We start from the raw sequence: 15,678 nt of genomic DNA, 5'->3' as shown, positions 1-15,678 counted from the left end.
CCGCCGTCAAATTGGCAGCAGTAAGAATTTGGATCAGATCGTTATGAGTCCACGGCCTAGACGAAGATCGTCCCTTAGATATTTATACATGGGAGCCTGTAGAAGTGATTGATTACCCCGCCTTGAAGGGAACCAAACCGCTGACTCTGGGGTACCGCTACGCAAAGACCATGGCTTAGGCATCCGGATGCCACAATACCCCGTCGCTTCGCCTCAAATACCATTATCATCAGTAAGCTACAAAATGCCCCGGCGAAACTTCGCGGTATTGAATTGGCACGACCTTGTAGTCTGCTGGCCGCATCGGGCTTTTTATCTCGTCGTTGCTGATCCGACCTTTTTCGCGACGCCGGTCCGGATTCGGGATTGGCACTGCCGAGATGAGCTTCTTGGTATAGGCATGCTGCGGATTGCCGAAGACGGCAGCGCGGGGGCCGATTTCGACGATTTCACCGAGATACATCACAGCGACACGGTGGCTGACGCGTTCGACGACGGCCATGTCATGAGAGATGAACAGGAAGGCAAGGTTGAGGCTATGCTGCAGGTCGAGCAGCAGATTGATCACCTGCGCCTTGATCGACACGTCGAGCGCCGAGACACTTTCATCAGCCACAATCACCTTGGGATCGAGTGCCAACGCCCGCGCGATACAGATGCGCTGGCGCTGGCCGCCGGAAAACTCGTGCGGATACCGCGATGCCATGTCGGCGGTCAGCCCGACCTTGACCAGCAGATCGGCCACCAGATCGCGCGCCTGTTTCTCAGATCCCATCTTGTGTTCGATATAGGGCTCGGCAATCGCCGCCCCGATACGCATGCGCGGATTAAGGCTGGCGAATGGGTCCTGGAAGATCATCTGGACGCTCTGGCGCATCTCGCGCATGCCGTTCTTGTCCAGCGTCAGCACTTCTGTGCCATCGACCCGGACGGAACCCGCCTGTGGCTCGATCAGCCGCATGATGGCGCGGCCGGTGGTGGATTTGCCGCAACCAGATTCACCCACCAGCGACAGGGTTTCGCCAGCGTGCAGATCGAAGGAGACGTTTTCGACGGCGTGAACACGGCTGGTCAGCCTGCCGAACAGTCCGGAATGAATGTCGAAACGCTTTGTGAGGTTCCTGACTTCTAGCACCGGTCGTTTGCCGGACGCCACCGTATCGGCCGTCTGCATCGGGATATCTGACACTCCGGTCGCCGGATCGACGATTGGAAAGCGCATCGGCCGATCGTTGCCGTTCATCGAGCCAAGCACGGGAACGGCGGACAAAAGCGCCCGCGTATAGGGATGCTGTGCACGAAAGAATATGTCGCTTGTAGCGCCGGTTTCCACCTGTTCACCGCGATACATCACCACAGTCCGGTCGGCAATTTCGGCAACGACGCCCATATCGTGCGTGATGAACAGAACGGAGGTGCCCTCCTCTTCCTGCAGGGTTTTGATGAGATCAAGGATCTGCCCTTGGATGGTGACATCAAGCGCCGTTGTTGGCTCGTCGGCTATCAACAGCTTCGGCCGGGAGGCAAGTGCCATGGCGATCATCACACGCTGTCGCATACCGCCGGAGAACCGGTGCGGATATTCATCGAAACGGGAGGCGGCGGCGGGAATGCGTACCTTTTCCAAAAGCCGGATGGTTTCGGCCCTCGCATCGCGCTTGCTGATTGCCGAGTGGCAGAGAAGCGCCTCGGAAATCTGGTCGCCGATGGTGAAGAGCGGATTGAGGCTCGTCATCGGTTCCTGAAAGATCATCGCCACATCGTTGCCGCGCACCTTGCGCATCGCGCTTTCCGGCAGTTTCAGGATATCGCGCCCATCGAGCATGACGCTGCCTTCGATGCGGCTGGTATCGGCCTGCAGCAGCCGCATGATCGACAGCGAGGTGACGCTCTTGCCCGAGCCGGACTCCCCGACGATCGCCACCGTTTCTCCAGGGGCGACCGCAAACGAGACGTTGCGCACGACCGGTTTCCACTCCCCGTCGACCATGAACGATGTCGTCAGGTTCTCCACCGACAGAACGGGCTGCGCGGGGTCGATCTTGTGGGCGGGTGAGCTGGCCATGGCGGAATCCTTGGTTGGGTTTCGAAGCGGTCGGATCAATCCGGCCAGCGCAGGGCGCCGTCGAAACGGTGCTTGCTGCGGTTTTCCAGCGGCGTGGCAATGATCTCGTTCGAGGCCCGGGCCTTGTCGAGTTCTTCCGCAAGACGGCGGGCAACGACCGCCTCCTGACCGGGATGCAGGTTGCAGGGATCGAGATAGAAATAGCGGTGTTCGACCTCATGATCGCGCACGATGATCGGCGGCGTGCCGCGCGCCAACGCATCGGCAAGATCCCAGGCGGTGATATGGGCCTCCGGCGCCGAGATGATGACGCGCATTCGGTCCAGCGGGTTGTTGGTCGGATCCGGTTCGATGAGCGCCTGGACCCCGGGACGGCCCTCCAGCGTGTCGCGCCACAGATGCAGGTAGCTTGTTTCGCGGGCGCGGATGCCGCCGTGATCGCGCGTTTCCCAGGCTTCGAGTGCGGCCATGACGCCGTAGACGCTCTCCTTGCCGGCCTTCATGCCGCGGCCGATCCCCATGTTCTGAAGAAAGGCGTTGCGAACCAGCTCCTTCTTGCCGGCCACGATGCCGGAGGTTGGCCCGCCGAGGAACTTGTGGCCCGAATAGAGCACGATATCGGCGCCCTGTTCGAGAAAGATGCGCAGGTCATATTCCGATGCCGCATCGACAATCACAGGCACGCCCTTGGCATGGGCGATTTCTACGAACTCCTTGAGTTTCAACAGACCGTAATCAACCACATGATGCGAGACGACGTAAAGAGCCGCCGCCGTCTTGTCGGTGATGGCATTTTCCATGTGGTAACGATGCGTCGAGGTGGCCTGACCGATCATCACGGTCTTGCCTCCGGCAATCCGGATGGACTGATCGACCGGCGCGCCGTAGCTGACGACATGGCCCATCTGTACGAGCACTTCGTTTTTCCCAGTGCTGGCCTCCGGCAGCTTTTCGATCGCCAGCAAATCGCTGCCGGTGATCGTGCCTGCCACCGCAAGGCTGATACCTGCGGCGCACGATGCCGTGACGAAACCCGCTTCGCTGCCGGTCAGCCGCGCGATGATGGCGCTGGCCTTGCGTTGCAGATCGTTCATCTCGACGAATTGCGGCAGGATCGACGTCATCGCAGCGACCGCCTCCGGAACCACGATGGATGCACCGAGGCTGGTCATCGTGCCTGAAACGTTGATGACCGGACGCAGGCCAAGCGATGTGCGGATGTCTTTAGTGGGCATTGTCTTCTCCAAAAATTCCGCTGTCACAATTCGAAGACGTCGTCTTCTGGCAGTCGACAGCTATGCCATAATAATGTAATAACGAGACAAAATCGCAATGTGAGCTTTTCTCTTGGATACCAAAACCCAGCCCGTTTCCACCGCCGTCCTGGATAATGCCAAAGGCGAAAAGCGTTCGCGCGTCAGCGGCATCGACCGGACCCTGCAGATCCTCGACTACCTCTATGAGACCGGCGCGCCTGCCGGCGCCTACGCGATCGCCAAGGCTATCGGCGCACCGCTGTCCACAGTCTACGTAATCATCGACGATCTCGTTGAAAAGAACCTTCTGACACGCGATGCCGACAGCATGATCTGGCTTGGTGCAAGGCTTTATCACTACGGTCTGGCCTATGCCCGCTCGCTCGATTTCATGAATGTCGCGACCCACGAGATGCACGATCTTTGCCGCCAGTCCGGGGAAACCGTCCAGGTCTGCGGCCGCGACGGCGATCATATGCTGGTGCTGGCGATGGCAGCCGGCCCCAGTCACTTTCAGGTCACCTCGCGGGTGGGAACCCGGGTTCCCTTGAATTGGACCGCGTCCGGCCGCCTTCTGGTCGGCCATCTGCCGGATGATGAACGCCTCGAGCTTTTCAAGCGCTGTGCGCGCTCGTCTCCTACCGGCCGCGCCGATGTCGATCCGGCAACCTTGGCGGCGGCTGCGGCGGACGCCATGCAGGCCCGGCTTTCCATCCAGGCCGGCGAATCCGACTATGCTGTTGCCTGCATTGCCTCGCCGATCTGCGACCGCGAAGGCCAGTGCGTTGCCACGATCTCCATCGTCCTGCCGGAGCAGAAGGCTTTTTCCGACGAAACGCATTACACGTCCCATGTCCGCGCGTCGGCGGAACGGATCGAAACCTTGATGGGCTGGCGCAGCCATTGACATGCCGGGTGGTTCCTCAGTCGTAAAGGGCGACGATCGCTTCGATCTCGACGGTGATGTTGCCGGGCAATGACCCGAAGCCGACAGCCGAGCGCGCATGATGCCCGGCGTCTGCAAAGACCTCGATGAAGAGATCGGAGCAGCCGTTGATCACGCTCGGATGATCCTCGAAATCAGGTTCCGCATTGACCATGCCGAGCAGTTTGACGACGCGCCGCACCCGCGCAAGATCTCCAAGCGCGTCCTGCAGCACCGCCAGTAGATTGATACCGGTCAGCCGCGCATGGCCATAGGCGTCGCTGACACTGACGCCGCCGATCCCCACCTTGCCGCTGTGCATAAAGCCATCGGCCTCACGCGGTCCCTGACCGGAGAGATAAATCAGATTGCCTTCGCGCACATGCGTGACGAAATTGGCGATCGGCGGCGGCGGCGGCGGCAACGTGAGGCCGAGCGAGGCCAGCCGCTCGGCGGGCGAGCCGGGACTTGCGGCGGTTGCTGTGGAACTGTTCACGCGAACTCCTGTGTCCTGCTAAGGCTTCAAGAAACGGCACGGCTACCGGTAGGAATAGCCGTGGCTGTGGCGCACGAGTTTACGGGCGCGGGGAATGTAGCGGCTGGCGGTGATCGCCTCGGCGCCGATGACAGCGTAGCGCGGCTCGAAGATCCGGGTGAGCACCGAGACGTCGCCGTTCGAATCCGTCGCCTCGATATCGGAATCGACGAGATCGAAGATGGTGAAATCGGCACGTTCGCCGACAGCGAGGCGATTTTCCATCGGAAGCTTGATGACCGATGCCGGTGCCTGGGTGACGGCTTCCACCACCTTTTCGAACGGCATGCCGACCACCAGCAGTTTCGACATGGTCGTCGCCAGGTCCCAGACCGGGAAGTTCATCGAGTGGTCGTGCAGGTCCGTCGAGATCGAGAAGGGCAGGAGACCGCGCTTGATCGCCGCTTCCGCAACCTTGAACGAGAACGACGCGCCGCCATGGCCGATATCCAGCCGGATGCCGTCTCCGGCGCACCGCTCGGCCAGATCGAACAGGTCCTCGTCCTCCATGATGCTCGAGCCGGCCTTGCCGTTGAAGCAATGGGTGACGATATCGCCGGGGCCGAGGATTTCGAGCACTTCGTCGTAGAGCGCCGGCGGTTCGCCGACATGCACCATCATCGGTATCTTGAGGATCTTGGCTATCTTCTTGCCGAGCTTGACCGGCGTTACGCCCCAGGAGCCAGTGATAACGTGGCTCGCCCGCACCTTGATGCCGACGATATGCTCGCTGTTTTCGGCATAGACCTCCAGGATGCGATCGAGGTTGATGTCCTGGATGCTTCTGAGTTCCGGCACGCGGTTACAGGCGACAAGGCCGATGGAGCCGAGATTGATGAAGGCTTTGATGCGCTCGCGCGACGGCTCGATGATATACTCGCGAAAGCCATGGAAATTGGCTTCACCGGCAGAGCCGGCATCGACCAGCGTGGTGACGCCACGCTCGGCGCCGCATTCGGATGGACGCAGCGAAATATCGGTTCCGCCGTGCCAGATATGGACGTGCAGATCGATCCAGCCGGGCGAAATCCACGCACCCTTGCCGTCAATACGCTGGATACCGGCGGATACCGCTAGCGACGGACCGATTTCGCCAATACGGCCATCCGCATTGATGAGAATGTCGATCGGGCCGTTTGGTGCGCCGGCACCGAAAGCCATGGGTTTGACGTTGGCGAGAAGCACAGGCCCCTTCGCCTCATTTCCGGAAGACATGATTCATAAGTCCTTTCGAAGTCTTGGATCGAGAAGATCGCGCAGTCCGTCGCCAACCATCTGCAGCGACAGCACGGAGAGAATGATGGCAAAGCCCGGAAACAGGGTCATCCAGTCGGCCTGGCCGATATATTGCCGCCCGGCGGAAATCATCGTTCCCCAGGTGGGAATTTCCGGGCTGACGCCGAGGCCGAGGAACGAGAGGCCGGCCTCCGCCAGCATGGCGCTCGCAAACAGGAAGGTGCCCTGCACGAGGATCGGCGACAGGAGGTTGCGCAGCACATGCCGGGTCATGATGTGCCGGGTCGAAATGCCCAGCGCCCGCGACGCCTCTATGTAAGGAAGCTCGCGGATCACCAGCGTCGAAGCGCGGACGATCCGGGCCAGGCGGGGCGCATAAACGATGCTGAGCGCGATGATGACGGTGGTCAGCGACGGCCCAAGAGCTGCGACCAGAGCGATGGCGAGGAGAATGTCCGGAAAGGCCATCATTGCGTCGATCAACCGGGCGATCGGTGCGTCGAACTGCTTGAAGAACCCTGCGATCAGCCCGAGCGTTACGCCGATCAGGGCAGACAGCGTCACGACGGCAGCACCCACCAGCAAAGACAGCCTCGCCGAATAGATCGTCCGCGAAAACACGTCGCGGCCGAATTCGTCCGTGCCGAAGATGAAGGTGCCGCTTGGTGGCTTGAGCCGGTTGATGATCGACAGTTTCGACGGGGAATAGGGCGCGATCAGCGGCGCGAAGATAGCCAGAAGTACGAAGATCGTCAGCACGATCAGTCCGAATGCCACCGTCTTGCGCTTCAGCAATCGCCGGATGAATTTGTTGCGCTCGCTGAGCGCCGGTTTGGAGACGATTGCTGTCATCAGTAACGCACCCTCGGATCGACCAGCAGATAAAGCATGTCGATGGCAAAATTGATCAGGACGTAGAGCGCAGCGATGACCAGCAGCGCGCCCTGAATGACCGGATAATCGCGCCGGAGCACGGCGGATACCACCAGGTTGCCGATGCCCGGCAGGCCGAACACGGTCTCGGTCACCACCGCTCCGGAGACGAGAACCGCCGCCGTCAGGCCGATGACCGTCAGGATCGGGATCAGCGCATTCTTCAGCGCGTGCTTGAGGATGACGCGGCGCTCGATCAGGCCCTTGGCCCGCGCAGTCCGGATATAATCATCGCCGAGCACGTCGAGCATCGAGGCGCGGGTAAATCGCAACACCAGCGCCGAGGAGACGATCCCGAGCGCAAAGGCGGGCAGTGCCAGATGATACATCCGTTCCGAAAAGGTCGATCCCGGCCCGCCATAACCCGACACCGGGAACAGATCGAACCGGACGGCGAAGACCTGCATCATGATCAGGCCGAGCCAGAAGCTCGGAATGCTGGCGGCGAGCATTGCGAGTGCGGTCGCCGCCTGATCGAAAATCGAGCCACGGCGGTAGGCTGCATAGATGCCGATCGGCAGGGCGATGGCGCTGGCGATCAGCAGCGAGAACAAGGTGAGGAAAAAAGTCGGTTCGGCCCGGTCGAACAGTGCCGACGTCACCGGCATGTTGAGGAAGATCGACTGGCCGAGATCCCCCCGCAGCAACTGCCCCATATAGTAGAGGTATTGAACGCCGAGCGAGCGGTCGAGGCCGAGCTGGGTGCGCAGGTCGGCGATATCCTGGGAGGTGGCGTCTGGCCCGAGCATGACTGCAGCCGGGTCGCCGGGCGTCACGCGCACGATCACGAAGACGATCGTGACGACGAGAAACATCACGACGAACATTCCGAAGAGGCGCTGGAAAATGTACCGTATCATGAAAGCCTGATCCTTATGCGCCGGGAGCCTGCAGCACCGGAGCGGACACCGGCCCTGGTGAGCCGGTGTCGTCCTTTATCCGTCCTTTATCGAATGATCATTTCGCGATCGATGCGTTCCAAAAGTACGGCCACGGAGCCGGATCGACACCTTCGAGCTTGGTCGACTTGGCTGCGACCGCATTGAAGTTGCCGATCTTCATGAAGGCGACATCGTCATAGATCGCCTTCTGGACGTCGGCGAACAGCGCGACGCGCTTGTCGGGATCGACTTCCGCCGTGAACGCATCCACGGCCGCCTTGCGGGCCGGCGTGTCCCACCAGCCCGGCGAGCTGGTGGAGAGCGAACCGATCAGCGCCGGTTCCGGCAGGAAGGGGCTGTGTGTGATGTAGATGTCCCACAGCTTTGGATCAGCCCGGCGCTGGGTCAGCGTCGCCCAATCGACAACCTGCATGTCGACGGTAAAGCCGGCAAGCTTCAGATATTCCGCCGCCACCTGAGCCATCTTGTAGTGAAACTCATACTGGCGGCTGGTCAGAATGCGCAGTGGCTCGCCCTTGTAACCGGCTGCCTTCAGCGCTGCTGCGGCCCCTTCCGGATCAGCGACATTATAAGCACCGTCTGTGCCCGCTTCGGTATGCCAGGAATAGGCCTCGGGATAGATCGCACCGTCAAGCGAGAAGAAATCCGGGCTGCCGAAAGCAGCCGCCATCATGTCTTCCATGCTGAGCGCCTGACGGATAGCCTTGCGCACGGCAACGTTCTTGCTGACACCCTCTGCCGTATTGAAGACGAAGACCGGATAGCCGAAAGGCTTCAGCATCATCGGCTGCGTTGCGGCGGCGGCCTTGATCTTGTCGAAGGATTCGACCGGGATGGAGTCCACATAATCGTACTGGCCGGAGACGGCAGCTTCGACGCGCGTGTTCGGATCGGGAACGGGAACGAAACGGATTTCGTCGAGATACTGGTGGCGGGCGCCGCCGTAACCATCGCTCTCGCCGTCGCGCGACGTGTAGCCGTCAAAACGGGTCAGCTGGATATACTGGTCAGCCTTACGCTCTTTCAGCATATAGGGACCGGTGCCGATAAAATCTTTCATCACATCATCCTGCTTTTCAGACGGGATGATGATGGCGGCGGAATTGTTGAAGGCGAGCAGCGAGGCCAGCGGCGCATAGGGCTGCGTCAGCGTGATCTTGATGGTGGCAGGATCGACAGCCTCGATGGCGGTGATGAAGCCAGCCACCTGCTTGCCGCGCGAGGCGATCTTCTCCCACCGATGAAGAGAGGCGACCACATCCTCGGAAGTCATGTCGGTATTGTCATGAAACTTGATGCCGCTGCGCAGCTTGATCGTGTAGATTTTGCCGTCGGCACTGATTTCCGGCAGGATCTCGGCCAGAAGCGGGGTGACCTTCCAGTTCTTGTCGAATGTGTAGAGCGTTTCGAAAATATGCTGTGTGACGATACCGACGAGATCGGCGGTCGACGACATCGGGTCGAGCGTCGGCGGCTCGCCGATCGTGGCGACGTTGACGATGCCGCCCTTCTCCTGCGCAAACAGGCTGGATGGAAGGACTGTAAGTGCCGTTCCCAATAAGAGTGCGGTCATCATTTTCATGCTAGAGCTCCCGAGTGTTCCATTATTATGCAATATGTATTCTTATAACAGAATATCCGCCCCTTTAGCCGTGTCAATAGTACGTTTCCGAATCCTACCGGAATCGTGAAAAATGCAAAGACACGCGTAGCGTAGCCTTAACATTCAAAAGCCGGTGTTCACCGGCATAAACCCGAAACCGTCGACCGGTCTTACGAGGCCCCACTACAAGCGCCACCGCTTTTGCTGAGAGATGATAGCGCATGCGGTGTGGCTCTATCTTCGGTTTCCGCTGAGCCTGTGTTATGTAGAAGATCTGCTGGATGAGCGCGGCACTGGAGTTTCGTTCCGACAGTTGCGGAATGGAACCCCAAATACGGCCCGGAATTTGCCCCCATCCTCCGTCATCGGTCCAGGGGCAGTCTGCCGATAGGTGGCATCTCGACGAAATGGTCGTTGCGATCAAAGGCAGAAATACTGGTTGTGGCAGGCCTTCGATGCCGATGGTATGTTTTTCGATGCCTTGAGCCAGCACCTTTGAGATCCGCAGCGGCGGGCGAGCGATCCCAGTCACGGCGTGTCCCGATATCGATGAGAACCTTCGCAACCACGTTTTTAAGGTGGTCGCCCCGAATGAGCCATCGACTTTGCACCGGCGACTGGCACACTGTTCGACGTTGACCAAGTAGCGTTGTCTTAACGGAGCCTTCGCCTACCCTGCCGCGCGATCTCCTCGACCGCGAGATCCTGATGGTGTCCTTCGCATCCGGAGGCCGGAGGCGCAGCGAGATCGCCGGGTTGCGCCGCGAGTGGTGACCGTAGAGCCGCCGATCCCGATTGCGAACTGGAACGATCCGGCAGCGTTGCGCGGATGGGCTATTCCCACGGCAACCGACATCGCTTTCGCGCTTGGCGTGCTTTCTCTTCTCGGAAGCCGTGTCCCGGCTTCGCTCAAGATTTTTCTCGCAGCGCTGGCCATCATCGACGACCTCGGCGCGGTGATCGTCATCGCGATCTTCTACACGGCCGACCTCAATCTGCTTTCCCTTGCCGGCGCAGGCATCGTGGTTGGCAATCTGATCATCTTCAACAGGATGGGTGTCAAGGCGCTCTGGCGTTACCTTGTGCTAGGTGCAGTCCTGTGGGTGCTCGTATTCGCATCAGGGATTCATGCGACGCTGGCCGGCGTCATTCTTGCCCTGACGATCCCGCTGAAGCTCACACCGGGCACACCAGAAGCAGCCCATCACGAATCGCCGCTGCACAAGCTCGAGCATCTCCTACACAAGCCGGTCGCCTTCGTGATTGTACCGATTTTCGGATTTGCCAATGCTGGCGTGTCCTTTGCCGGTATTTCCATGTCGGTGTTTTCCGAGCACCTGACGATGGGTATCGCTGCTGGTCTGATGCTCGGCAAGCTGGTTGGCGTCCTTGGCACGGTGGCAGTTCTGGTGAAACTTGGCGTCGCGGATCTGCCGGCTCAGGCAAGCTGGGGTCAGGTGACGGGCACCGCCCTCCTCTGCGGTATCGGTTTCACCATGAGCCTGTTCATCGGCCTTTTGGCATTCGATGATCCTGGTGTTCGGGATCGGGTCAAGATCGGGATACTCGCGGGTTCGGTCCTGTCAGGCGTGCTGGGGGCGGTCGTGCTGTCGATATTCGGGCGGCGAGGCGCAACAGCATAAGAATTTTTGACAGGCGTCGACGGCATTGATCGTGCTTTGAGCGGCGACGCGCGGCGCTCAGGCTATTCCGCATCAGTGATGCTTTGCGCAACGTTCCTCACCCGTTGCCTGTCGCTTTCAAGGGTCAACGCCAGTTCGGCACGCAAGAGCGCTTCCTTGGAATGCCGAATGGCATTCTCCCGAAAGCGGGGCTGATCAAACCGAGCAAGAACACCAAGCGCTTTTTGAAGACGAAGGCAGACCTCAATGAGGGCAGCACCGTCGCGTGCAATCGGCGTGAACAGATCATCAAAGATATCGTCAAGACGGATGGGCGGGATGTAGACGTTATCAAACTCGATTTCAGTATGCGATGATTTGTCCGCCCGTTCGTTCCAGACGGCCACAACGCGCATTGCACGCGTGATGACGTCGATGGCTGTTCCAGGATCGTTGACCGCAGGCGACAAGGCGCGAGAAGCGATTTCGGATAGCACTGACGCGCCGAACCGTGGATCCTGATCATAGGACCGGGTATCCCCGACCGAAAAGCATCCTCTGATGGAGGCAAGGGTCTGTTCTATATCATTGCCTCCAGCAATATCGACAGATGCCACCGGCATTGTAGGTTCGACCAACTGTCCAGGAATCATCCGCACAAAAATCCGCGCTTTCGCATCCGTGGCAATGCGCGACAGCGCGCCGGAGTCCAGATGCTGGATATATCCGATCCTATCGATGAAGACGTGCGTTGCATAGGAGGGGATGTCCTTGTCATCAGCCAATTTACTACCACCGAGATAAGGACGCTGATGTCGTGAGCGCATCGCTTCGATGGTCACTTTTTCTACCCTCTCAGTGGTCTCCGTGACGCGTCCAAGCCGTGAGAGATGATCGATCCAGCGCAACAGGGTCACGACGATCAGCACGATCACAGCGATCGTGACGATAAACAACACGACACGTCCGCGATCGCCGTAAGCTCCTGTGCTGAGCGCAATGATACCGACAAGGCTGAACAGGAACGAACCGACGAATGTCGCCAGAACATTCTGCGTCGTGCTGTCCTCCATCACCAGTTTTGTCGCACGCGGCGTTACATTGCTGGTTGCCGCCGAATAGGCAGACACCATCGTGCTGAGAGAGAATGTCGTGACCGTCAGCATGCTGGAAGCGATGATGCCGAGGATGTTGTCGACGGCATCAGCACCGATGCGGGTTGGAAGCTCGCTCGGGATAAAAGGGCTGGCGACGATGGCAACCAACGCGGTGGCTACGGCCAGGATGGAAAACAGAGTCGCTCGAAACCAGATCCGCCGCGCGACCTTTGCAAAAAACCAGACCCAACGTGATGTCATCAGAATCCCATTTAAACAGGCGAGGTCAATAGCAGAACCTCGATATTAGCGCCTCGAGTTATAGACCAGAAAATGGATCAACCCGATAATCTGTTTTTTGCCGGCGGTGGTTCCTGTCCAACAATCAATCTCGGGATCGTCTTGAATGCTTGCATGATTGTTCGGCTGAGCCGATAAGCAGGCGATCCCTTGAAACTTGGCCAGCAGAATGCCCCTTTCCTATCGCAATTCCAAACTCATCCGCCGTTCGCGCCTGTTTCGCGGATCGCTCAAGCTGTGGAAGCCGCGCCTGGTCTTTTGGACCGGGGCGCTGGCAATCGGCGTGACGAGCGTCGCGTTCGCATGGATCGCCGACATGGCGCAAAAGGCCTTTGCGGGGATTACGACATCGGGCAGTTGGACCCATCTCCTGCCGCTCGTCTTGACACCGCTGGGCTTTATCTTGTCCTCTTGGCTCGCGATCACGCTCTTTCCAAACTCCCAAGGAAGCGGCATTCCACAGGCAATCGCTGCGAGGCACTTGCATGACGAAGCGGACCGCTCGGCTCTCCTATCGCTCCGTATTGCGTTCGGCAAGATTGTCTTGACGGTGCTTGGGCTTTTTTGCGGTGCTTCGATCGGACGAGAAGGCCCGACAGTTCAGGTGGGCGCGTCCTTCATGTTGGCCGCAGCCCGCTTTGGCGGAATGGCGCAGGCCCGAGGCCTCATTCTAGCTGGCTCTGCTGCCGGTATCGCAGCAGCCTTCAACACGCCGCTTGCGGGCATCGTCTTTGCGATCGAGGAGATGAGCCGGGCCTACGAGTCACGCGCCAACGGGATTGTGCTGACGGCCGTCATCCTGTCGGGCCTTGCAGCACTCGGCCTGTCGGGCAGTTACAACTATTTCGGCACGGCGACGGCCGCACCTTCGAATATCACGGATTGGGTGCTGGTGCCGGTATGCGGGATCGGGGGCGGTATGCTTGGCGCCGCGTTCAGCGGGTTGGCACTATACTCAGGCATCCGAATTCGCCGATGGTCTCAACCGGCGCCACTCAAACGCATGGTTCTGCTTGCCGGTCTATGCGGTCTTGGCGTCGCCATCATCGGTATTGTTTCCGGCGGCGACACCTACGGCACCAGCTACGAGCAGGCCCGAGGCGCGATTGAGGGTCATGCTACGCATTCGCTGTTTTTTGCCGAAAAACTTCTTGCAAGCTTCCTGTCTATGATGTCAGGAATTCCAGGTGGCATCTTCGCGCCGTCGCTGGCCGTCGGCGCGGGCTTCGGCAGCACCGTTGGCTCACTACTGGGAACAAGTATCGCGCTTGCGGCTATTCTCGGCATGGCCGGATACTTCGCCGGGGTCGTCCAGGCCCCGATGACAGCCTTCGTCATCATTCTGGAAATGACCGGCGATCACCAGGCCGTCATCCCGATCATGGCCGTCTCGATGCTTGGATATGTCACGTCGCGCGTGCTCTCGCGCGAGCCGCTCTATCACGGCCTGTCACGCAATTTCATCGCTGCAGCTGTGCGTGCCAGGCGCTCAAAAGAGCATGCGGCAGCCAATTAGGTGAGTGAACCGCAGGCCCATCATCCGGGCGACAGTACATAGCGATTTCGGCTCAGTCCGATCCCAGACTGTTGCTACCGGTCATGGCATCTTGGGTATGGGATGTGGGTGGGCATTTGCGTCTAGATCTTTTCGGCGCCGCACGCCTTGAAAGCGATCGATCCGCAACTCCCGAGCCGCTTTGAGCAATTGCGAGGGTCTTAGCCGACCGCTATCACGCAGGCTTCTCTGAACAACCAGGCGGCACTCTGAAAATTCTGCACGATTGGAATTATTGAGCCATCATCTCTCGGATGGACCGGACCAAGACGTCTGGATTGTACGGCTTCGGCATGAACCGGGCCCGCACCGGGAGGCTTTCAACACCGACTGCGCGAAGACCGGACGTTACGATGATGGTAATGGGCGGCCATTTGTCCCGAACCGACGCTGCCAGCTTAAGACCGTCCACTCCGCCGGGCATGTCGATGTCCGTGAACATAAATTCTATTCGTGGATTGGCAATTAAAATCTCGATTGCAATACCCGAATTCGCCGCTTCGAACACTTCGAAACCCGCATTTTCCAGTTCATCGACAATGCCCATTCGAACGAGGGCCTCGTCTTCGACAACCAAGACGGCGGTACGTTGAGCAATCATGACTGAAAGCTTCTGGTTGGCCGGATCCCGTTGAATGGAGACAAAGCGAGACATTTTTGCGTCGAGCTAGCCGAGTTTGGCTGTTAGTGTGCATACAACGCCTCTAGACGGTTAAATGATCCGTACGTCGCCGGAGAAATCTGCAGCAAGTACGTGAGAGATAAGCCGCGACCCGAAAGCCTTGGTTTTAGGCTCGGACACAGAAGGCCCTCCGCACTCTTGCCAAACGAAGCTGAGATCCTGTCGTCCATCGGCGGCCTTCGCCAGATGCCAGGATATCCTGACACGGCCGGCGTCGTGCGCCGTATTTGGTAGCGTTGGTGGCGAGCTCATGCGCAGTGAGCGCCATTGAGAGGCTCTGCTTCGGCGTCATCTCGAAGTGCGAGCCATCGTGACCCGCGAACTCGGTGTAGGGACGGGAACGACACGTGGAATCTACTTGCTAGATGCAGCTTCCGTGATAGCCTCTGCCGATGTTTGAAAAAGAGTTCTGCACGAGGTTTGAGGATCGAGTGCGCCTTTGGTATCGCGCGGGGCGCAGAGCCTTCGACATGGAAGCTGATGACTATTCGAGATCGGTCGCCAAGGTTTGGTGGCGCGAAACGAAGGATGGCGCGTTGTCCCCAGAACGCTGTGCCGATGAGGACTCTTACTACTGGTGAAGCTGCCGTCACTTTCGGCGCGGGCGCTTGGTGCGCGATCTGATTATCCGCGGTAATTTGAGTTGAAAAAATCTGGGCCAAACAGGGGAACCTGCCAAACGTTATTGAGTTGAACCTTCGGAAACAGAAGGATTCGCTATGACGCTTCCAGTTAATTCCGGTACCGAACCGTCCAGCCCCGTCCCGCCATTTCCTCATCTGATAGAGCCGGAGCGCCACCATCCAACCGATCCGTGGCCTAACCACAAGGATGAAACCGATACTGTCGACCCGGTGAATAACAGATGGGGATGGCTTGGTTTTGGAGCATGGATATAGGGCGTCTTGCCTAGGCCGCGCACTCATAAATCGGGTTTGCAAATCGGTTTGATTTTGATTCATTGAAG

At 59.1% G+C, this 15,678-nt stretch carries 11 protein-coding genes and 2 pseudogenes; 4 read left to right on the top strand and 9 right to left on the bottom strand.

Translation table 11 applies throughout. The features are described 5' to 3' along the window. Nucleotides 1–229 precede the first annotated feature (229 nt). Both ASD32_RS20575 and ASD32_RS20570 read right to left on the bottom strand, forming a co-directional pair. The gene (locus tag ASD32_RS20575) at nt 230–2,065 is read right to left on the bottom strand and encodes an ABC transporter ATP-binding protein (protein WP_060639925.1); all 1,836 of its coding nucleotides are present in this window, start codon (nt 2,063–2,065) and stop codon (nt 230–232) included. A gap of 35 nt (nt 2,066–2,100) precedes the next feature. Next, the gene (locus ASD32_RS20570; RefSeq protein ID WP_060639924.1) at nt 2,101–3,300 is read right to left on the bottom strand and encodes an aminotransferase class V-fold PLP-dependent enzyme; all 1,200 of its coding nucleotides are present in this window, start codon (nt 3,298–3,300) and stop codon (nt 2,101–2,103) included. A gap of 112 nt (nt 3,301–3,412) precedes the next feature. Between ASD32_RS20570 and ASD32_RS20565 the strand changes: the two genes are divergently transcribed. After that, entirely contained in the window at nt 3,413–4,228 is an 816-nt protein-coding gene (locus ASD32_RS20565) for an IclR family transcriptional regulator (RefSeq protein ID WP_060639923.1), read from the top strand. 16 nt (nt 4,229–4,244) lie between these two features. Here the strand turns inward: ASD32_RS20565 and ASD32_RS20560 are convergent, their stop codons facing one another. From ASD32_RS20560 to ASD32_RS20540, 5 genes are all read right to left on the bottom strand, one after another. Beyond that, entirely contained in the window at nt 4,245–4,742 is a 498-nt protein-coding gene (locus tag ASD32_RS20560; RefSeq protein ID WP_060639922.1) for a RidA family protein, read from the bottom strand. Between the two features lie 42 nt (nt 4,743–4,784). Further along, complete coding sequence (locus ASD32_RS20555) at nt 4,785–5,996, bottom strand: amidohydrolase/deacetylase family metallohydrolase (protein WP_060639921.1); 1,212 nt, start codon at nt 5,994–5,996, stop codon at nt 4,785–4,787. 3 nt (nt 5,997–5,999) lie between these two features. After that, entirely contained in the window at nt 6,000–6,869 is an 870-nt protein-coding gene (locus ASD32_RS20550; protein WP_060639920.1) for an ABC transporter permease, read from the bottom strand. Next, nucleotides 6,869–7,810, bottom strand: a complete 942-nt coding sequence (locus ASD32_RS20545; RefSeq protein WP_060639919.1) for an ABC transporter permease — start codon at nt 7,808–7,810, stop codon at nt 6,869–6,871. Before ASD32_RS20545 ends, ASD32_RS20550 begins: the two co-directional genes overlap by 1 nt. A gap of 97 nt (nt 7,811–7,907) precedes the next feature. Then, complete coding sequence (locus tag ASD32_RS20540; RefSeq protein WP_060639918.1) at nt 7,908–9,434, bottom strand: ABC transporter substrate-binding protein; 1,527 nt, start codon at nt 9,432–9,434, stop codon at nt 7,908–7,910. A 232-nt stretch (nt 9,435–9,666) separates the two neighbouring features. Between ASD32_RS20540 and ASD32_RS30725 the strand changes: the two are divergent. Together ASD32_RS30725 and nhaA are read left to right on the top strand one after the other, a co-directional pair. Continuing rightward, nucleotides 9,667–9,945: pseudogene (locus tag ASD32_RS30725) on the top strand (DDE-type integrase/transposase/recombinase); the annotation flags it as partial. Between the two features lie 322 nt (nt 9,946–10,267). Then, a pseudogene (gene nhaA, locus ASD32_RS20535) lies at nt 10,268–11,098 on the top strand (Na+/H+ antiporter NhaA); the annotation flags it as partial. Between the two features lie 62 nt (nt 11,099–11,160). Here the strand turns inward: nhaA and ASD32_RS20530 are convergent. After that, on the bottom strand, nt 11,161–12,435 hold the full coding sequence (locus ASD32_RS20530) for a DUF2254 domain-containing protein (protein ID WP_060639917.1): 1,275 nt from the start codon (nt 12,433–12,435) through the stop codon (nt 11,161–11,163). A 208-nt stretch (nt 12,436–12,643) separates the two neighbouring features. Here ASD32_RS20530 and ASD32_RS20525 point away from each other — a divergent pair, with 208 nt between their 5' ends. Continuing rightward, nucleotides 12,644–13,990 carry a chloride channel protein gene (locus tag ASD32_RS20525; protein WP_060639916.1) on the top strand — a complete coding sequence of 449 codons (1,347 nt, stop codon included), beginning with the start codon at nt 12,644–12,646 and terminating at the stop codon, nt 13,988–13,990. Nucleotides 13,991–14,261: 271 nt separating this feature from the next. Here ASD32_RS20525 and ASD32_RS20520 read toward each other — a convergent pair whose 3' ends face one another. Further along, a complete protein-coding gene (locus tag ASD32_RS20520; RefSeq protein ID WP_244490216.1) occupies nt 14,262–14,684 on the bottom strand; it encodes a response regulator in 423 nt (140 codons plus the stop codon). Nucleotides 14,685–15,678: the final 994 nt, after the last annotated feature.

Origin of the sequence: Rhizobium sp. Root483D2 (assembly GCF_001426685.1) — a bacterium.
Taxonomy (GTDB): domain Bacteria; phylum Pseudomonadota; class Alphaproteobacteria; order Rhizobiales; family Rhizobiaceae; genus Pararhizobium; species Pararhizobium qamdonense.
Note: the sequence above shows the minus strand (reverse complement) of the source record. Positions and strands in the feature narration are given on the sequence as shown.